15 protein-coding genes are annotated in these 19,225 nt (G+C 67.0%); 9 read left to right on the top strand and 6 right to left on the bottom strand.

All coding sequences use genetic code 11. The annotated features are described in order from the left end of the window. Window positions 1-319 precede the first annotated feature (319 nt). Window positions 320-814: a hypothetical protein gene (locus ABFP37_RS19620; RefSeq protein ID WP_139362817.1), complete on the top strand. Its 495-nt coding sequence runs from the start codon at window positions 320-322 to the stop codon at window positions 812-814. A 100-nt stretch (window positions 815-914) separates the two neighbouring features. Here the strand turns inward: ABFP37_RS19620 and ABFP37_RS19625 are convergent, their stop codons facing one another. Together ABFP37_RS19625 and ABFP37_RS19630 are read right to left on the bottom strand one after the other, a co-directional pair. Continuing rightward, window positions 915-2,996 (bottom strand): Ig-like domain-containing protein, encoded by a 2,082-nt coding sequence (locus ABFP37_RS19625; RefSeq protein WP_347034643.1) that lies wholly within the window; start codon window positions 2,994-2,996, stop codon window positions 915-917. A 656-nt stretch (window positions 2,997-3,652) separates the two neighbouring features. Beyond that, window positions 3,653-4,669, bottom strand: a complete 1,017-nt coding sequence (locus tag ABFP37_RS19630) for a magnesium and cobalt transport protein CorA (protein ID WP_347034644.1) — start codon at window positions 4,667-4,669, stop codon at window positions 3,653-3,655. 260 nt (window positions 4,670-4,929) lie between these two features. Between ABFP37_RS19630 and ABFP37_RS19635 the strand changes: the two genes are divergently transcribed. Both ABFP37_RS19635 and ABFP37_RS19640 read left to right on the top strand, forming a co-directional pair. Continuing rightward, window positions 4,930-5,547, top strand: coding sequence for a hypothetical protein (locus ABFP37_RS19635; RefSeq protein WP_139362818.1), 618 nt, complete (start codon window positions 4,930-4,932; stop codon window positions 5,545-5,547). Between the two features lie 146 nt (window positions 5,548-5,693). Beyond that, on the top strand, window positions 5,694-7,670 hold the full coding sequence (locus ABFP37_RS19640) for an amino acid transporter (RefSeq protein WP_078028253.1): 1,977 nt from the start codon (window positions 5,694-5,696) through the stop codon (window positions 7,668-7,670). A 51-nt stretch (window positions 7,671-7,721) separates the two neighbouring features. On the opposite strand, the gene ABFP37_RS19645 is transcribed toward ABFP37_RS19640, so the two are convergent. Then, window positions 7,722-8,120: a cupin domain-containing protein gene (locus ABFP37_RS19645; RefSeq protein WP_078028254.1), complete on the bottom strand. Its 399-nt coding sequence runs from the start codon at window positions 8,118-8,120 to the stop codon at window positions 7,722-7,724. 331 nt (window positions 8,121-8,451) lie between these two features. Here ABFP37_RS19645 and ABFP37_RS19650 point away from each other — a divergent pair, with 331 nt between their 5' ends. The 3 genes from ABFP37_RS19650 (at window position 8,452) to ABFP37_RS19660 (ending at window position 12,578) form a co-directional block, all read left to right on the top strand. Beyond that, entirely contained in the window at window positions 8,452-9,453 is a 1,002-nt protein-coding gene (locus ABFP37_RS19650; protein ID WP_347034645.1) for a DUF6454 family protein, read from the top strand. Window positions 9,454-9,753: 300 nt separating this feature from the next. Next, the gene (locus ABFP37_RS19655; RefSeq protein ID WP_347034646.1) at window positions 9,754-11,406 is read left to right on the top strand and encodes a cytosine permease; all 1,653 of its coding nucleotides are present in this window, start codon (window positions 9,754-9,756) and stop codon (window positions 11,404-11,406) included. Between the two features lie 5 nt (window positions 11,407-11,411). Then, complete coding sequence (locus ABFP37_RS19660) at window positions 11,412-12,578, top strand: cyclase family protein (protein WP_347034662.1); 1,167 nt, start codon at window positions 11,412-11,414, stop codon at window positions 12,576-12,578. Between the two features lie 61 nt (window positions 12,579-12,639). Here the strand turns inward: ABFP37_RS19660 and ABFP37_RS19665 are convergent, their stop codons facing one another. Further along, complete coding sequence (locus tag ABFP37_RS19665) at window positions 12,640-13,371, bottom strand: glutamine amidotransferase (RefSeq protein ID WP_078028257.1); 732 nt, start codon at window positions 13,369-13,371, stop codon at window positions 12,640-12,642. A gap of 4 nt (window positions 13,372-13,375) precedes the next feature. Continuing rightward, on the bottom strand, window positions 13,376-14,077 hold the full coding sequence (locus tag ABFP37_RS19670) for an FCD domain-containing protein (RefSeq protein ID WP_078028258.1): 702 nt from the start codon (window positions 14,075-14,077) through the stop codon (window positions 13,376-13,378). A gap of 133 nt (window positions 14,078-14,210) precedes the next feature. On the opposite strand from ABFP37_RS19670, the gene ABFP37_RS19675 reads away from it, so the two are divergent. The 3 genes from ABFP37_RS19675 (at window position 14,211) to ABFP37_RS19685 (ending at window position 18,465) form a co-directional block, all read left to right on the top strand. After that, window positions 14,211-15,602, top strand: coding sequence for an SLC13 family permease (locus ABFP37_RS19675; protein WP_078028259.1), 1,392 nt, complete (start codon window positions 14,211-14,213; stop codon window positions 15,600-15,602). Between the two features lie 68 nt (window positions 15,603-15,670). After that, complete coding sequence (locus ABFP37_RS19680) at window positions 15,671-16,930, top strand: CoA transferase (protein ID WP_078028260.1); 1,260 nt, start codon at window positions 15,671-15,673, stop codon at window positions 16,928-16,930. A gap of 2 nt (window positions 16,931-16,932) precedes the next feature. After that, window positions 16,933-18,465, top strand: a complete 1,533-nt coding sequence (locus tag ABFP37_RS19685; protein WP_347034647.1) for a carboxyl transferase domain-containing protein — start codon at window positions 16,933-16,935, stop codon at window positions 18,463-18,465. A 55-nt stretch (window positions 18,466-18,520) separates the two neighbouring features. Here the strand turns inward: ABFP37_RS19685 and ABFP37_RS19690 are convergent, their stop codons facing one another. Then, on the bottom strand, window positions 18,521-19,132 hold the full coding sequence (locus ABFP37_RS19690) for an NADPH-dependent FMN reductase (RefSeq protein WP_078028262.1): 612 nt from the start codon (window positions 19,130-19,132) through the stop codon (window positions 18,521-18,523). Between the last annotated feature and the right edge of the window lie 93 nt (window positions 19,133-19,225).

The raw sequence follows: 19,225 nt of genomic DNA on the forward strand, positions 1-19,225 counted from the left end.
CGGTACTTGCCGCCGTCGGCCGCCCTTTGCCGTGCCGAGTGGCCAAAACAACCAAAATCGGTGGAAAAAAGGGCACACAACCGGACCCGAGGCGTAAGATAGTGAGGTACCGGATCCAAGGAAATGCCTCGAAAACGAATCCGGCTCCAGGTCTCCCGCTCATCACGGGAGCCTTTTTTAATACGGGCGGAAGTGGCTGACTAAGCCTGCCAAACGCAACGTGATCGGCCAGGGCTGCCCGAAACGCACAATCGCGGGAGGAAAAATGACTATGACTCCGCCAACACGGCCCCGTCGTTCCCTAGCGGCAAGGGTCGCGATGGTTTCCACAGTTTCACTGGGGCTGCTTGCCGGCCCAATCGCCATGGCCGGGCCAGCCACGGCAATGCCCAATCATTCCAGAAAAGCCGATTGTACCGTCACGGCTCTCGACCCCTACGCTTCTAACCACGGCAGGGAAGCCATGAGGGGCGATCCCCGCAACGGTAACCGCAAATCCGTGAGGGTTAGTTTCCCGTTCAGGATTCACTGCGACAAGGACGCCCAGGTTCGTTACAACCAAAGGATGTTCCAGAAGCACGACCGTTGGGACACCGAAGAAATCGGGAATGCCTGGGACACCGTATGGGTTTCCGGTCACGACAGAATCGTCAATGTCGAGAGGGTGACTGCCGACCGGGGCGAAAGGTCGGTAACGGTGTACCACACCGTCAGGATCCGTGTGCAGGACGACCGGGGCGGTCACAGGAACGGGTCGTCCGATTTTGACAGGAGCAACACCGTCACCATCTGGGTTTCGAACAACCACAGGTAACAGTCTGGAATGGCCATGCAACTGAGTGTTTAACGACTGGGACGCCGGCGGCGGCACGAAAGTGCCGCCGTCGGCCTCTGTTTGCCAACAGCCACCTGAGTCAGAGGGACCCGGTGGTGAATGCCCAGCTGGAGGACGCCAGACTGTTCCCTGCGAGGTCCCGGATGGCCGCTGTGCCGCCGGTGACGGTCACGGTGTAACCGGTCCTGGCGGCCAGCGTCGCGGTGGGGTCGAGGATCCACTGGTTGGTGGTGCCGACGCGTGACACGGTGGCGGCTATCTTCGCGCCGGTGGCCGTGGCCTTCAGGACGACGGTGCCTGTACCTGCGCCCTGGACCGCTTCGCTGAATGTCACCGCCACGTTGTTCGCGCGCCTCACCAGGGTGGCCCCCGGCCGCGGCGTCATGGCCGTGATGACCGGGGCCGGCCCGGTGGTGAACGTCCAGCTCGATGTGGCCAGCGGGGTTCCTGCGGCGTCGCGGACGGCAGCCGCTCCGCCGGTCAGGGTGGCGGTGTACTTGGTGTCGTTGGCGAGGTTGGCCGCCGGATTGAGGGTGGCCGTCCGGGTGGTGGCGTTGTAGCTGACCGCCGCGGGGACCGCGGCACCGCCGGGGCCCCGCAGGAGGAACGTGCCGGCGTCCAGGCCCTGGACTGCGCTGTTGAAGGTGGCGGTGACGTTGCTCCCTGCGGCCACGCCGGTGGCGTTCGCGCCGGGCGCCCGGGCGGTCACGGTGGGGGCCGCCGCCGTGGTGAAGCTCCAGCCCGTCGTGACCAGCGGCGTGCCCGTGGTGTCACGGATGGCTGCCGTCCCGCCCGTCAGTGTCGCCGCGTATTTCTGGGATGCGGCCAGGAGGGACGACGGCTTCAGCGTCGCGGTCCGCGTTGCCGCGTCGTAGGTGACGGCGGCCGGGACGGCGGTTCCGGCGGCGTTCTTCAGGACGAAGGTGGAACCGCTGACCCCTTGGACGTTCCTGCTGAACGTGGCGGACACGCTGCCGGCCACTGCGGCGCCTGCGGCATTGGCGGCCGGGCTGTTGCCCGTTACCACCGGCGCGGTGAGGATTCCCGCGGACGGATCCGAAAACAGCAGCCGGTTCGGGGTGCCTGCACCGGAGGCCGTGACCACGCCGGGGGTGGAAGCGGAGAGCAGCTTAGACGCCACGGCAGCGGGCGTGAGCTCTGGCGACCTCGACAGCACCGCGGCAGCGGCGCCGGCCACATGCGGAGTCGCCATGGACGTTCCGCTCATGGAGGCAGTCGCCGTCGTCGAAGCGGAGCTGGCGGAGGTGATGCCCACGCCGGGAGCGTACAGGTCAACGCAGGTTCCGAAGTTGGAAAACGACGCCTGCCTGTCAGAGGAGTCGCTCGCGGCGACGGTCAGTGCGTCCGGCACCCGGGCCGGGGAACTGTTGCACGCGTCGGCGGCAGCGTTTCCGGCGGCGACGACTGTGGTGACGCCGTCGTTGACGAGGCCCTGCACGGCAGCGTCCACCGCCGCGCTGGTGACGCTGCCGAGGCTCAGGTTTGCGACGGCCGGCGTCCCCGCCTGGTGCTGCGAGGCCACCCACTCCAGGCCTGCCACCACGTCCGAGTTGAAGCCCGAGCCGGTGCAGTCCAGGACGCGCACAGGAACAATGGTGGCCGCCTTGGCCACGCCGTAGGTCTTGCCGGCAATGGTTCCGGCGACATGCGTGCCGTGGCCGTTGCAGTCGCCCGTTCCCAGGCCGTCCGACACGGCAGTCCATCCTGCGGCAACGCGGCCGCCGAATTCCGTGTGGGCAGCCAGCACGCCGGAGTCGATCACGTACGCGCTCACCCCCGCCCCCGACGACGCCGAGGTGAAGGAGCCGGACAGCGGCAACGCGCGCTGGTCGATGCGGTCCAGTCCCCACGGCGCGGGCTGCTGGGTTTCCGCGGCTGTCACCCGCGCATCGATCTCGACGGCGGCCACCCGCGCCGAGCGCTTCAGCTCTGCAGCCTGGGCCGGCGTCGCCGTCACCACCGCACCGCGCAGCGCCTTGGAGAACGTGCGGCCGACGGCGATGTTCCGGGAACGCAGGCTACTCACCTCGGACGGAACATCAGTGCCGGCGGCGTACCGCACCAGGTACCGGGCAGTTGCGCCGCCGGGTGCTGCTGCTTCGGAGTTCGTGGCGGCCGGCGATGCGGCGCCGGGCGCCACTCCGGCGGAGGTGGCGGCCAGGGCGGTCAGCAGCAGCGATGCCAGTGCGGGACGGAGAGCGGACAGGGCACGAATTTTGGGGTTCCTTCGGGTGTGAGGACCGGCGAACGGAAGCCGGAATCTGGCTAGTTCCAGTGTATTTTCGGTCGTCCCGGGAAGTCCCCCGGCTGTCCATAACCTTCGGTGAACCTTCGGACGCTGGGGAAAAGCTGGCGTAATCCTGCGCTGGGCGGGCTCATTCATGCCAGTTCCCGCCGGGAATCCCGGGCGGTGGACCGCGGGCGCTGTCATTGCCGCTGCCCCATCAAACCAAGCCTGAGCATTTCCCTGCTGGACGCCATTGTCTTCTCCAGATTTTCGGTCATGTGGATAAAGAGGCAGGCCTGTGGCCGAACGGGCCACAGGCCTGCCTTTCCCCTGAAACGCAGATCCCGAGGGTCACCCGGATGCCTTTGGAACGCATGTCCGGACCCGGTCATCTGCACCACTGCCGCAATGAGGAAGGAACAGCCCCATCATCAGCGGGGCGGCTCCAAAAAACCTTGGAGCACGTGCCGTTTCGGCTCGCTGCCCACCCAAATTGGGCGTTGACGGCCACGCCCCCGGGGCATTCGCGCTCAGGAGTGCCGGCGGCGCGCTCAACGCCGTCCGGCGGGCTAGATCCAGTTATTGTGCTTGAACGTGGCGTACAGGATCAGTCCCATGCCGACCATCAGGCTGATGGCCATGGGGTAGCCGAACACCCAGTCGAGTTCGGGCATGGTGTGGAAGTTCATGCCGTAGATCGTGCCGATGAGCGTCGGTGCGAAGAGGATGGCTGCCCACGAGGAAATCCTCTTGACCTGCTCGTTCTGGGCGAAACTCGATTCGGTGAGGCGGCGCATTTCATCGTTCTGGCGCTGGGCCACGAGGGCAGCATTGACCGCAAGGGCATTCTGCAGCAGGGCGCGGAATGACGCGATCCGGTCATTCAGCCGCAGGACGTGGTCCAGGACGTCCCTGAGATGGTCCTGCAACTCCGCGTCGGGATGGTGGTCAGGCGTTCCTGTCATGAGGGCCTGTAGGATCCCGGCCAGCGGCCCGGTAGCGCGCTGGACCGTAATGACCTGGCGGGAGAGCTCGTAAATCCGGCGCGAGACCTCCGGATCCGCACCGAAGAGCTCGTCTTCGATCTCATCGATGTCGTTCTCGAGGCCGGCGGCCACGGGCTCATATTCGTCCACCACCTGGTCGAGGATGGCGTACAGGACCGCGTCGGGCCCCAGCGCGAGGAACTCGGGCTCGGACTCCATGCGCCGGCGGACCTTGGCCAGGTCCGGGGACTCGGCGTGGCGGACGGTGACCACGAAGTCGGGGCCGATGAAGATGTGGATCTCACCGAACTCCACCTTTTCCACATCGTCGAGGTACCGGGCGGGGCGCAGCACCATGAAGAGGGTGTCGCCGTAGTGCTCGACCTTCGCCCGCTGGTGTCCGGTCAAGGCATCCTCGACTGCCAGCGAGCTCAGGTCAAACTCGTCAGCCACAGAGCGCAGCTCCCGCGCATCCGGCCGGTAGAGCCCGATCCATGCCATCCCCTGCCGCTGCCGCAGGAGGAAGTACGTTTCCTCCAGGCCCTCCGGATCCGCCGTCCGGCGGCCTGCCACATACACGGCATTGTCGACAATGGTCATGGCAGCGACTCCTTCGTTGAATCGGGCCTCCTGGCTGTGACGTTAGCCCTTCCCCGCCGCTGTGCCAACACCTGCCGGTGTATCCGGGAGGGCGCAGCACCCGAGCGGTAGCCGCGCGTTAAGAGAACGCTAATTTCATTCCCCGCGGCATATGGAAAGCGTTAAAACAGTCCCGGAAACGGCCCTGCCGGTGGTGTCATGGAACCGTGGGACCCGCGGCCACGGAGGTCGCGGCCGAATCCTCCGATGGAGCATGCGAAATGAATTCCACGTCCCGGCTCCAGCCGCATCCTCCGGATGGCCCGCCCCCTGCCGGCGGGGACTACGTCACTGTCGACGATACCGGCGACTTTGGCTATCACCGGTCAGCTCACGAGCTGCTCGCGGCATTTGAATATTCCGGCGAGGCCAGGAGCGTCATCGACCGCAGGGGCAATGACTATCTTCTGGTTATGGATCCGGACCGCCGCCTGGTCCTCGGACCGGCACTCGGTCCGGTGGAATTCCATTGGCTCGGCCAGGCGTGGCAGGCTGCCCAGAACCTGCACGTCGAGCGGCACCGGCTTCGTCGCTTCCACCCCGGCACCCGTGACCAGCTGCTGCGGGACCTTTTCGAAATTCTCCTCCTCGAACAGGGCGCCGACCCCGCGGCCGGACAATGGACCCTGGAGTTCGGGGGTGTCACCACGCGCCTGCACGACCTGCGGGAAGTCGACCGCCGGCTCTCCCGTCAGATCCGCCTGGAGCAGGCCCGCGTGCGGGACCCCTACGGCCGCGCCTACCGGCCGGTGCTGCACCGCCGGCACTGGTACCTGCCTGCCGCGGCAACGTTGATCGTCTACGTTGAAACCCCGCCGCCCGGCGAAGTTCCCGCATAGCGCCTGGCCGGACCCGACGCCCACGCCCCGTTGGCGCCACCGCCACGTTAAGGATGCGTCAGGATTGCGGAGGCACCGGGAGCACGGCGGCCGGCCGCTGTTATCGTCGGCAATGGAGCGGTGCTGCGCATCGCGGAGAGGCAGACATGACCACGCTGAGCAGGCCTCCGGCTGATCCGTCCGCCGCACGGCCCGGGGCCAGGGACAGATTCCGGAGCTGGCTGCTGTTCGGCCTTCAGGATGCCAAGGGCACCCACCAGGGTCCCGGCGCTGTGGGCGACGCGCACCTCAAGAAGCATTCGTGGTGGCAGGTGATGTGCCTGACAGGCGTCGACTACTTCTCGACCCTCGGTTACCAGCCGGCGATCGCCGCGCTTGCCGCCGGGGTGATCTCCCCGCTGGCCACGCTGGTGCTGGTGGCCGTCACCCTGTTCGGCGCCCTGCCCGTCTACCGCAGGGTTGCGGGCGAAAGCCACCGCGGCGAAGGATCCATCGCCATGCTTGAGCGGCTGCTGCCCCGCTGGGGCGGCAAGCTCCTCGTCCTGGTCCTTCTGGGCTTCGCGGCGACGGACTTCATGATCACCATGACGTTGTCGGCCGCCGACGCCACAGCACACGCGATCCAGAACCCCTTTGCGCCCGGCTGGCTGCAGGGACAAAACATTGTTGTCACCCTGTTCCTCCTTGCCCTGCTCGGAGCGGTGTTCCTGCGCGGATTCAAGGAGGCTATCGGCGTCGCCGTCGCGTTGGTGGCACTCTATCTGGGACTGAACGTGATCGTCGTCGCCGCCACGGTATTCGAGGCAGCAGCCCACCCGACGGCTGTCGGGGACTGGTGGCAAGCCCTGACAACCTCGCACGGAAGCCCCTTCATGGTGGTCGGCATTGCTCTGCTGGTATTTCCCAAACTCGCCCTTGGCCTGTCCGGCTTCGAGACGGGCGTCGCGGTGATGCCGCAGATCCAGGGCCGGCCCGGCGACACGGACGAGTACCCGGCAGGCAGGATCGAGGGAACCCGGAAACTGCTGACCACGGCCGCCGTCATCATGAGTTCGTTCCTGGTGACCACGAGCCTCACCACCGTGATCCTGATCCCGGCGCAGGAATTCGAGCCCGGCGGGCAGGCGAACGGCCGCGCCCTGGCGTTCTTGGCCCATGAATACCTGGGGAATGGCTTCGGCACCGTCTACGATGTCAGCACCATTGGCATCCTCTGGTTCGCCGGCGCCTCCGCGATGGCGGGACTGCTGAACCTCGTCCCGCGGTACCTGCCCCGGTACGGCATGGCGCCCGAATGGGCCCGGGCTGTCCGCCCGTTGGTGCTGGTGTTCACGGCGATCGGGTTCCTGATCACGTATCTTTTCAACGCCGACGTCGATGCCCAGGGCGGCGCCTACGCCACGGGCGTCCTGGTGCTGATGACTTCCGCAGCGGTTGCCGTGACACTGTCGGCCCGGCGTCAGCAGCAGCACCGGCGGACCGTCGGCTTCGGGATCATCGCAGTGGTTTTCATCTACACGACAGTCGCCAATGTCTTTGAACGGCCCGAAGGCCTCCGGATCGCGTCGTTCTTCATCCTGGGCATCATCGGGATCTCCCTGCTCTCCCGTATCCTCCGTTCCTTCGAGCTGCATGCCACCCACGTCCACCTTGACCGGCAGGCGCTGGAATTCATGTCCTCGAACCTGGAGGGACCCATCTCCATCATTGCCCACGAACCGCTCCGACTCAGCGCGCAGGCCTACCGGGACAAGCTGACGTCGGCCATCGAGGTCAGCCATCTCCCGGTGGACTACCAGGCGCTGTTCCTGGAAGTCATCGTGGACGATTCCTCCGATTTTGAAACAGCCTTGGAGGTCACCGGGGTGACCCGGCACGGCTACCAGATCCTGGAAGTGCACGGACCCGTGGTGCCCAACACCATCGCCTCCGTGCTGCTGCACATCCGGGACGTCACGGGGCTCATGCCGCACATCTATTTCCGCTGGACCGAGGGAAATCCAGTGGTGAACCTGCTGCGCTTCCTGTTCCTGGGCGAAGGCGAGATCGCACCGGTCACCCGCGAAGTGCTGCGCGAAGCCGAGCCTGACGTGTCGAGGCGGCCCTGGGTCCACGTGGGCTGACCGCCCGCCGCACTGGGTCCGCGCGACTGATCCGAGGTCGGCTGATCCGAGTCAGATCTTGGCGTGCTGGCCGCGGCTGACCGGCCGGCCAAACGACGCCGCGCCCAGGAATTCCACGGCCACGAACGGCTCGGAACCCACCACCCATTCATTGTGGCCCGGCGGGATGGCGTACGTGTCGTTGGCGTGGATCGACGAGCGGACACCTTCCGGCGTTTCGACCTCCATCACCCCGGACACGCAGAAGCCGAGGTGGTTGTGCTGGCAGAATGGTGTTTTTTCGGTGGGTTTAGAGCACTCGGACCACCGCCAGCCGGGGGCGAGGATGAGCCGCGCAACGGAATAGTCGTTCACGCTGACAAGGTCCACTTCGGCCTTGTCCGGGTAACGCTTCTTGTCGGGGACATCGAAGGACTTGACGGCAAAGGCGGTGACGATATTAGCGGTCATGGGACGGCACCTGGGGCTAGGGTGAGACCTGGAATCAAGACATGAGGGCGCTGGCGTGAACCAGCTTGAGGAGTTGCGGCTGCCGACCGAGGCCTGTGTGTGCGAACAATCTGCAATTGCGCCGCAGCCCCCTCAGCGCACGTGCGTACAACAGATCCGTGTTGACGTAGTTCAACGTTAGCCGTCCTCCGGCCGAAGTCAATGGGCAAATGGGGCCCCCGCCGCTGCGGGGAGCAGGCAACTGCCGAACCGCGTTAAGCCGCCCGTCGCTCCCGGTTCATGACCGGCCCGTACCGTCACACCGGTCCGAACCAACGAGAGGGCCATCCCCATGAAATCACTCCGCACCCGCAGCCTGGCCAAAGCCGTCATCGCGGCGGCCATTGCAGCGACAGCCATCGGCGGCGCCGCAGTCGCACAGGCGTCCCGGGACACCGGAAACGGTGGTGACCACCGCACGGCGGACACCACCGTCGCAGACGCATTCACCGCCGTCGACCGCAACACGGCCTGGCAGCTCACCAGCAGGCTCAAGCTGGACTTCCCCACCTTCCACACCGAAGGCATCGCCTTCTCGGAGGACCACATCTTCCTGTCCTCTGTGGAAATCCTCGAGCCAACGGTGAAGTTCCCCAGCCCGCAGGGCGGCTACGACCGTACGGCCGGCAAAGGCAAGGGCCACCTGTTCGTCATGGACAAGGCGGGCAAGCTCCAGAAAGACATCGTGCTGGGCGAAGGCGACATGTACCACCCGGGCGGCATCGACTTCGACGGCACCAACGTGTGGGTCGCCGTGGCACAGTACCGGCCCAACAGCAGCTCCATCGTCTACCGGGTGGACGCAAAGTCCCTGGACGTGCGGAAGCAGTTCGAAGTCAAGGACCACTTCGGCGGCATTGTCATGGACAAGCAGTCCGGCCACCTCATCGGCAACACGTGGGGCTCACGGCGTTTCGCCGAGTGGACCCTGAAGGGCAAGGAGCTGAGCAGCTGGCAGAACCCGGACAACTTCATCGACTACCAGGACTGCCAGTACGCGGCGGACTCCAAGATGCTCTGCGCCGGCGTGGCCAGCCTTCCGCAGATGCCCGCCGCGGGCGGTCCAGCCGCGAAGTACGATCTGGGCGGCATCGCCCTGATTGACAGCAGGACGCACGCCACGCTGCACAGCGTCCCGTTCCAGCAGTGGTCCGCCGACGGCCACGTGGCATCGCGCAATCCGTTCAAGATGACCGCCGCCGGCAACCACCTGACCATGCGCGTCGCACCGGACAATGCCGGCATGGCCACCGAGATCCTCACCTATGAGGCGACTGTGACGCCCGCCCGCTAACCGCAGGCAGCGCGAACGAACACTTGGGCCCCCTTTTCCCAGGGGACTGGCCCAAACAGAAGCGGGCGCCCGCGGGCGGCCCCCCCCCGCCGCCCCCCGCTTCCGTTTGCCCGCTTCCGTTTGCCCGCTTCCGTGCGTGCGGCGCCGACAGGTCTGCCGTTGTCCGTGGGGGCGCGTCATGATGACGAAATCTTTGATGTGAGCCGCTTCACACCGTAGCCTCGTGACAAATGTAGCCTAATCAACAACTTGTGATGCCCTCTTGGCAACACAGGATGGATCAGCCAGACGGAGACAAGTGTGAAAAATGTGCAGCAAAAGGCCAAAGCCGGCCGAACCGGCCGCGTCAAGGTGACCGAGGTGGAAGCGTTCGGCATCGAACAAATTCCGGAGAAGGACCGGAACGCAAGCCCCTTTGACCTGTTCAGGGTCTCGTTCGGCGGCGCTAACACGTTTTCCACAGCGTTCCTCGGAGCGTTCCCCATCCTCTTCGGCCTCTCGTTCTGGCAGGGTCTGGCAGCGACAGTCCTCGGCCTGGTGGTGGGCGCGCTCCTGCTGGCGCCGATGGCCGTCTTCGGACCCACGAACGGCACGAACAACGCGGTATCGTCCTCGGCCCATCTGGGCGTCCACGGCCGGGTCGTGGGCTCGTTCCTTTCGCTCCTGACCGCCACGGCCTTCTTCTCCATCTCGGTATGGAGCTCCGGCGACGCGCTGGTGGGAGGCCTTAACCGCCTGGTTGGCCTGCCCCAGGACATGGGCTCCTTTGCCGTGGCCTACGGGCTCTTCGGAGTTCTGGTGCTGGCCGTCTGCATCTACGGGTTCCGGTTCATGCTTCTCGTGAACAAGATCGCGGTAACGGCGGCCACCCTTCTGTTCGTGATCGGATACATCGCGTTCGCAGGGGACCTGGACCTGAATTTTGCCGGCTCCTTCGGGGTGGGCCTGGACGGCCTCGGCGTAGCCGGTTTCATTCCTGCCTTCTTCGGCGCCGCCCTCATCGTGATGTCCAACCCGATTTCCTTTGGCGCCTTCCTCGGCGACTGGGCTCGGTACATTCCCACGAACACGCCCAAGCGCAAGGTCATGGGTGCCGCCCTCCTCGCGCAGCTGGCCACCCTTGTGCCGTTTGTCTTCGGGCTCGCCACCGCCTCGATCATCGCCACCAAGGCACCGGAGTTCATGGATCCGGCGGCCCCCAACTATGTGGGCGGGCTCCTGGCCGTGTCCCCCGCCTGGTACTTCGTCCCGCTCTGCGCCATCGCCCTGATCGGCGGCATGTCCACGGGCGCCTCCTCGCTGTACGGAACCGGACTGGATTTCAGCAGTGTCTTCCCGCGCTTCAACCGCGTGCAGGCCACTGTGTTCATCGGCGTACTCGCCATCGCGTTCATATTCGTGGGCCGCTTCGCCTTCAACCTCGTCCAGAGCATCTCCACCTTCGCCACGCTGATTGTCACGTGCACGGCCCCCTGGATGGTGGTGATGATCATCGGCTTCATCACCCGCCGGGGCTGGTACGACGCCGACGCCCTGCAGGTCTTCAACCGCCGCCAAACAGGCGGCCGCTACTGGTTCAATCATGGCTGGAACCTGCGCGGAATGCTGGCGTGGCTGCTCAGCGCCGCGGCAGGCCTGTGCCTGGTCAATATGCCGGGACAGTTCCAGGGCCCGCTGGGCAACCTCGCCGGCGGCGTGGATATCAGCCTCCCGGCCTCCCTCGTCCTTGCCGCGGTGCTCTACGTGGCGATGCTGTGGATCTTCCCCGAACCCCGCGCCGTGTTTCCGGAGGCCGGTCCGCGCTGGATTCCCAGCCGGAACGTTGCCGTGCCGCCGGTGATGGACAGCGCCGGGCGCGCCGTTGCGCCGGGGCAGCCGGACCCGGGACTGCAGGAGCAGCCGACGCCGGCGGAGGACGACCGGGCGCTTACGAGCTCGGCGGTCCGGTCGTGACATGGATGGATCTGAGCGTCCCGCTCCGGACGGGGATGCCCGTCTTTCCCGGCGACCCGGAAGTGCGGATCTCGCCGGCGCTGACAGCCGACGGCGACGGCGCCAACGTGTTGTCTCTCGCCATCGGCTCCCACTCGGGGACGCATGTTGACGCGCCGTTCCACGTCCGGAATTCGCTGGCGGCACTCGACGTGCTGCCGCCGGCGCAGTTCAGCGGGCCCGTGGAGCTGGTTGACGTGCGTAGCGCCGGTGCCGGCGGCGCCATCACCGCGAAACACCTGTCCGGGCTCGCGCCGGCAACGGCCGGGAACGACCGGCCCGGTCAGCCCGACAGGATCCTGCTGCTCCGGACGGGGTTCGCAGAGTTCTGGGGCTCCCCCGCCTACCTGGACCACCCGTGGCTCGACGCCTCCGCCGCCCAGCTGATCGTGGACCGCGGCTACCGAACCGTCGGAGTGGATGCCCTGAGCGTGGACAGAACCGGGAGCCTCGCCGAAGACCAGGCTTTTCCGGCCCATCACATCCTCGCCGGCAACGGTTGCGTCATCGCCGAGAACCTCACCGGGCTGGACCAGGTCCAGCGGGCGCTGGCCAGCGGCACCGGCGTCGAGGTTTTCCTCTTCCCGCTCAGCATCCCCGACGCCGACGGGGCACCGGTCCGGGCCATGGCGCGGACCGGACCGGCCAGCTTCGGGCACGAAGCGCCGTCCCGGCAGCCCGGTGCGCCGTCCCGGCAGCCGGAGAGCCGGGACCTGAGCCGGGCGGAGGTCCAGGAGGCCGCGGACGGGCTGATCGCAGCCTTCGCCGCGACGGACACGGAACGCTACTTCGCCGCCTTCAGCCCGTCAGCCACGTTCATTTTCCATCCCGAGCCGGAGGCACTGGGTTCCCGGAGCGAGTACCGGCAACTTTGGGACATGTGGGTCGGCTCGGGGTGGAAGGTGCTCGATTGCCGCAGCAGCGAGCAGAACATCCAGTTGCTTGGCTCCGCTGCCGTCTTCACGCACCGGGTGGCCACGGTGGTCCGGACTGGCCCGGACGGCAGCACCCTGTCCACTGACGAACGGGAGACCATTGTGTTCACCCGGACCGGCGGCGGCGAGGTGGTTGCCGTCCACGAGCACCTCTCGGCAGTTCCGGGCCCTTCCGCGGACCCGGCCCTGCCGGGATAGCCGCCGGGAACGCAAGCGGACGACGGCGGGACGCACCGCCGTCGTTCCTTTCCGTCCGGGACTACTTGCCGTAGACCTTCACGAAGTTCCGCAGGATCTTCATCGGCTCTGTTGCCGTGAACGTCCGGGCGGCCTCCATCAGTTCTTCGGCGGATTCCGGCGGGAAGTACCCTGCGTGACGGTAGATGTCGATCCTGGTCACCAGCCCTTCGGCGTCGAGTTCAGGATGGAACTGGGTGGCGTACAGGTTCTTCTTGATCCGGAACATGTGCACCGGGCACGCGGCCGAGCTCGCGAGCAGCACGGCGTTCGGGGGCAGCACCGTGCACGCTTCCTTGTGGCCGGTGAAGGCTGTGAATTCGGCGGGCATGCCCGCCAGCAGCGGATCGTCCAGGCCTTCCGGGGTCAGGGTGATGGTCACGCCGCCCAGCTGCTCGCCGTAGGTCCGGTCGATGACCGCCCCCTGATGCAGCCCCAGCGTGCCCACGCCGTAGCAGGCACCGAAGAAGGGGAAGTCCGTCGCAACGATCCGGTCCAGCAGCTTGGACAATTCCCGCTCCACGCGGTGCTGGGTTTCAGTCTTCTTTTCGGGCGGATCGCTGGACGTGAACGGGCTGCCGCCCACGATCACCCCGGAGTAGTCGTCCAGCTCCAGCTCAGGCAGCGGGGCCTGCTCCATCCGGATCCGCCTCAGCTGGCTCGCGTCCAGCCCGCCAAAGCGCAGGTAGGCCTCGTACTCTTCGTCCGCCGCGGTGTCCTCGGCCCGCGACGCGAGCAACAGAAACGGTTTCACGGGCTTACTTCAGCAGTGCGACGTCGGAGACAAGGGTGATGTGGTCCAGCATGGCCGCCGCGGCGGCGTCGGCATCCCGGGCCCTGATGGCGTCCGCAATCTTGCGGTGCGAGGCCAGCGACTGCTCCGGCCGGCCGGGCTGGCCGAGCGACTCGAGGCGGGTTTCCAGGATCATCCCGGCAATGAAGGACATGAGCTGGGCCAGCACCGAGGAGTGCGCCGCTGCGGTGACAGCCTGGTGGAAAAGTTCGTCACCGTGCGCTCCCTTGGCGCCCGAGGCCACTTCCTCGGCCATCGCGTCGAGCGCCTTGTCGATGGCTTTCATGTCCGCGTCGGTCCGCCTTGCGGCAGCCAGCTCGGCAAGCTTGACCTCCAGCGTGCTGCGGGCTTCAACAATCTCGGGGAGCCTGCTGCTGTGCTCGCGCAGGCCCTTGATCACGGACGGAACATTCGGCCGGTAGACCAGCACCGCTCCGGTCCCGTGCTGGACGTCGATGACGCCAAGGACTTCCAGCGCAACCAACGCCTGGGCCAGCGTGGCCCGCGAGACGCCCAGCCGTTCGGCCAGGTCCCGCTCCGCGGGCAGCGTGTCCCCCGGTCCCAGCTCCGCGGCCTCAATGAAATCCATGAGCTGCTCCACCAGCTGCTCATAGAGGCGCGGCCGCGAGACGCGGGAAATCTGCTGCGTTGCTGTCTTCTTGGGCATGCAAGTCCTTCCGGCGACGTCGTCGGCACTAGCTTAGCGGAGAACTATTGACAAAGTCACCTAGTGTCTAGGAGGCTAGGCCAGTGAGCCAGTAATCCACATCACACCAATCTCTTGATCCGGAGGAACAAAGATGTCCGCTCCCGTCCTGTCCATCATCATCCTGGCGGTGATGTTCCTGCTTGCCACGGTGCTGCCCCTCAACATGGGCGCCCTGGCCTTCGTGGGAGCGTTCCTGCTGGGCGCCGTAGTCCTCGGGATGTCCACCAACGACATTCTGGCCAACTTCCCCGGCGGCCTGTTCTTGACGATCGTCGGTGTCACCTACCTCTTCGCCATCGCGCAGAACAACGGCACCATTGACCTGCTGGTACGGGGCGCTGTCCGCCTGGTGGGCAGCAAAGTGGCACTCATCCCCTGGGTCATGTTCGCCATCACGGCTGTGATCACCGCGGTGGGCGCACTGTCCCCGGCCGCCGTCGCCATCATTGCGCCGATCGCGCTGAGCTTTGCCGCCAAGCACAAGATCAATCCGCTGATGATGGGCATGATGGTGGTCCACGGCGCCCAGGCCGGCGGCTTCTCCCCCATCGCCGTCTACGGCGTCACGGTCAACGGCATCATTGCCAAGACCGACCTCGAGGCCAGCCCGATGGCCATCTTCCTGGCCAGCTTCTTCTTCAACCTGGCCATCGCCGTGGTGCTCTTCGTGGTCCTGGGCGGCAGCAAGCTGCTCAGCACCAAGACCGGCCGTCTGGTAGAGAAAGCTGCCGAGTCGCGGATGGCCGTCAGCGTCGGCGCCCGGGCGGCTGGCGTCACCCTTCAGGGCTCCGGTTCGGACATTTCGCCCTCCGGCGTCTCCGCTAAGGGGACCTCCGGCTCCTCCGCGGCTGCCGCCCCGCAGGAAGCGTCGAACGGCGCCCGCGCCAATGTTCCCCAGCTCATCACCGTCCTGGGCCTGATCGCCCTCGCCGTCATCTCGCTGGGCTTCAAGGTGGACGTCGGATTCGTCTCCATCACCATCGCCATCATCCTGGCCCTCGTCTCCCCGGCCGCACAGAAGGGCGCGGTCAACAAGATCAGCTGGTCCACCGTCCTGCTCATCTGCGGCATGCTGACCTTCGTAGGCGTCCTCGAGGAAGCCGGCACCATCAAATTCGTTTCCGACGGCGTGGCCCACCTCGGCATGCCGCTCGTGGCCGCCCTGCTGATCTGCTACATCGGCGCCGTCGTCTCCGCCTTTGCCTCCTCCACCGCCATCCTCGCAGCCCTCATCCCGCTGGCCGTCCCGTTCCTGGCCACGGGCGAAGTCGGTGCCGTCGGGGTGATCGCGGCCCTGGCCGTCGCCTCCACGATCGTCGACGTTTCGCCGTTCTCCACCAACGGGGCGCTGGTGCTGGCCAACGCCCCGGAGGACGTGGACAAGGACAGGTTCTACAAGCAGATCCTCGCCTACAGCGGCATCGTCGTCGCCGTCGGCCCGGGCATCGCCTGGCTGGTCATGGTGGTCCCGGGCTGGATGTAGCCCGCCCCCAGCACCGCAATACCTGCCCCTCGGCAGACCCCCGCACAGCAAGAAAAGGAACAGCCTTCATGAGCACTGAATCCACGCCCCGGGCCGAAGGCCCCCTCTCGGGCTACGTCGTGGTGGACCTGAGCCGCGCCCTCGCCGGCCCGCACGCGGGAATGATGCTGGCGGACCTCGGTGCCCGGGTCATCAAGGTCGAGAACCCGGGCACCGGCGACGACACGCGCGGCTGGGGCCCGCCGTTCGTGGGCCCCGAGGATGATCCCCAGGCCACCTACTTCCTGTCCTGCAACCGCAACAAGGAATCCATCGCCCTGGACCTGAAGAGCGACGACGGGCGGACGGTCCTGCGCGAACTGCTGGAACGCGCCGACGTCGTGATCGAGAACTTCCGCCCCGGCGTGCTGGACCGGCTCGGGTTCTCGGCGGCCGAGATGCATGCGCTGAACCCCGCGCTCGTGGTCCTGTCCATCACCGGATTCGGCCACGACGGGCCCGAATCCAGGCGCAGCGGCTACGACCAGATCCTCCAGGGCGAGGCCGGGCTGATGTCCCTGACCGGGTCCGGGCCGGACGACCCACAGCGTGTCGGCGTCCCCATCGCTGACCTGCTGTCCGGCATGTACGGGGCGTTCGGCACGCTCGCGGCCCTGCTGCAGCGCGAGCGGACCGGCCAGGGGCAGATCGTCCGTACCTCCCTGCTCGCAGCGCTCATCGGTGTCCACGCCTTCCAAGGCACACGGGCCACCGTCGCCGGGGAGATGCCGAAGGCCCAGGGCAACCACCATCCGTCCATCGCGCCCTACGGGCTGTTCCACTGCCGGCAAGGCCGGGTCCAGATCAGCGTGGGCAGCGAGAAGCTCTGGGCCACCTTTGCCTCGACCTTCGGGATCGATAACACCAGGCCCGAGTTCGCCAGCAACGCGGACCGGGTGCGGAACCGGGAAAAGGTCATCGAAGAGGTGGAGCGCGTGTTCTCCGACTTCGAAGCCGAGCCGCTGCTCGCCAAGCTGAATGAGGCCGGGATCCCGGCCGGCAAGGTGCGGACGCTGGACGAGGTCTACGCATGGGAGCAGGTCCACTCCCAGGGCCTGGTGATCGACGTGGACCACAGGATCCTCGGCAACGTCAGCCTGCCCGGGCCGCCCCTGCGGTTCTTCAGCGCCGCCGACACCGCCGAGACAACCCTCAAGACGCACACGGCTCCGCCGCTGCTGGACCAGGACGGCAGCCAGATCCGGCAGTGGCTGGGGCTGACCCCCGCCGACGCCGCCGGCACCGGCGCGTCCGGCAAAAGCCCGGGCACCGGCGGGGAGGGCAACTGAGCATGCTCACCCAGCAGAACGTCCGGCACCTGGACGCCGCCGAGCTGATCGCCGCCGTGCTTGACCCCGGCTCCTTCCGGAGCTGGGATGCCCCGGTCACGGATCCTGATCCTAGTCCCGAGTACCGGCAAGAACTGGCCGGCGCACGGGCGAAGACCGGCGTTGACGAGTCCGTGCTGACCGGCGAGGGCCTCATCCGCGGCCGCCGGGTGGCTGTCATCGTCAGCGAGTTCCGTTTCCTGGCCGGCTCCATCGGGCTCGCCGCGGCGGAACGGATCGTGAACGCCGTCGAGCGCGCCACCCGGGAAGGCCTGCCGCTCCTGGCGGGCCCGGCGTCGGGCGGCACGCGCATGCAGGAAGGCACCATAGCGTTCCTTTCCATGGTAAAAATCAGCGCCGCCGTGCGGGCGCACCGGCAGGCCGGCCTGCCGTACCTGGTGTACCTGCGGCACCCCACCACCGGCGGCGTCATGGCGTCGTGGGGATCGCTCGGGCACATCACGGTGGCGGAGCCCGGTGCCCTGCTCGGCTTCCTCGGGCCCCGCGTCTACGAGGCCCTCTACGGCACGCCGTTTCCAGAGAACGTCCAGGTCGCCGAGAACCTCTTCGACAAGGGGCTCATCGATGCGGTGGTGCCGCCCTGGCAGCTGTCCGACGTCGTCGACCGCGCCCTGAGTATTCTGGTCACCGGCCCGCACCCCCGCGTCGCTCCGCCGCGCACGCTCGCCGTGAAGCCGTCCGACGCCGGAGCCTGGGAATCAATCGAAATCTCACGGAATCCGCGCCGCCCGGACCTGCGCCAGCTGCTCGCCTACGGCGCCCGCGACGTGCTTCCGCTCAACGGCACCGGCCAAGGGGAAAAGGACCCCGGCCTGCTGCTGGCGCTGGCACGGTTCGGGCAGAAGTCCTGCGTGGTGATCGGCCACACCCGGCCGCGGCCGTCGCAGCAGACGGCGATGGGGCCGGCCTCGCTCCGCGAGGCACGCCGCGGCATGCGGCTGGCCGAGGAGCTCGGGCTGCCGCTGCTGACGGTCATCGACACCGGCGGCGCTGCCCTGTCCAAGGAAGCGGAAGAAGGCGGCCTGGCCGGCGAGATCGCGAGGTCCCTGCACGATCTCATCGGCCTCAACTCACCCACAGTGTCCGTGCTGCTGGGGCAGGGAGCGGGCGGCGGGGCGCTGGCCCTGATGCCGGCCGACCGGACCATCGCGGCACAGCACGCCTGGCTCTCACCGCTGCCGCCCGAAGGCGCCAGCGCGATCGTCCACCGGAGCACGGACTTTGCCCCGGCCATGTCCGCAGCGCAGGGCGTCAACATCGCGTCGCTGTACGCCAACGGAATGGTGGAGCACATCGTGGACGAACGCCCGGACGCCGCGCTGGAGGGAAGGGCCTTCTGCCAGCGCATGGGACAGGCGATCGAGTACGAACTGGCCGCGCTGTCCTCGGCCGGAACCGGCGAACTGCTGCCGCAGCGGATCGAAAAATACCGCCGCCTCGGCGGACTCGTTGCGGAGGCCGCCAGCCCGGCCTAGCCGGACGGCGGGCCGGCCCGCCGGAAGCAGTCCGGCCACAAGTCCGTCGCAGACCCTAGCGGGACAGCTTTTCGGCGTCTGGCTTGGGGTCGCCGATGTGTCCGGGCGCGTTGGCGGCCAGCACCCGTTCCACGAACGCACCGTATTCCTCCATGTAATGGCGCAGGAACTTGGCGGTGCCGTCGTCGCTGACCGTTCCGTCGTCGGCGAAGACGCCGGGATTGAACTTGACGTAGGCTTCCGGGGCGTTGAGCTGGGGCGCGTCAAGGAAGCTCAGCACGGCACGCATGGAGGACTGCATCACGGCCGTGCCGATGCTGCCCGGCGAGGCACCAATGATGCCCGTCGGCTTGCGGGCAAAGGAATTGGTGCCCCAGGGGCGTGATCCCCAGTCGATGGCATTCTTCAGCGCTCCCGGGATGGACCGGTTGTATTCAGGGGACACAAAGAGGATGCCGTCGGAGCCTTCAATGGCGTCCTTCAGGGCCCGTCCTTCCGCCGGGAAGTCGGCATCGTAGTCGTAGCTGTACAGCGGAAGATCCTTGATGGGGATCTCCGTGAACTCCAGATCGTCCGGGGCAAGCCTAATGAGGGCGTTGGCGAGGGTGCGGTTTATGGAGCCGCTGGCCAGGCTCCCGACGAAGTATCCGATCTTGTACGTTGCCATGAGGTTGATCCTTCCTACAGCCGGAGCGAAACCGGCTTTCCGACGGTGCTTGAAGCGGTGCGTGGCGGGCTGCTGCGGGGCCGCAATGGGCGG

Origin of the sequence: Burkholderia sp. RS01 (assembly GCF_039748055.1) — a bacterium.
Taxonomy (GTDB): Bacteria; Actinomycetota; Actinomycetes; order Actinomycetales; family Micrococcaceae; genus Arthrobacter.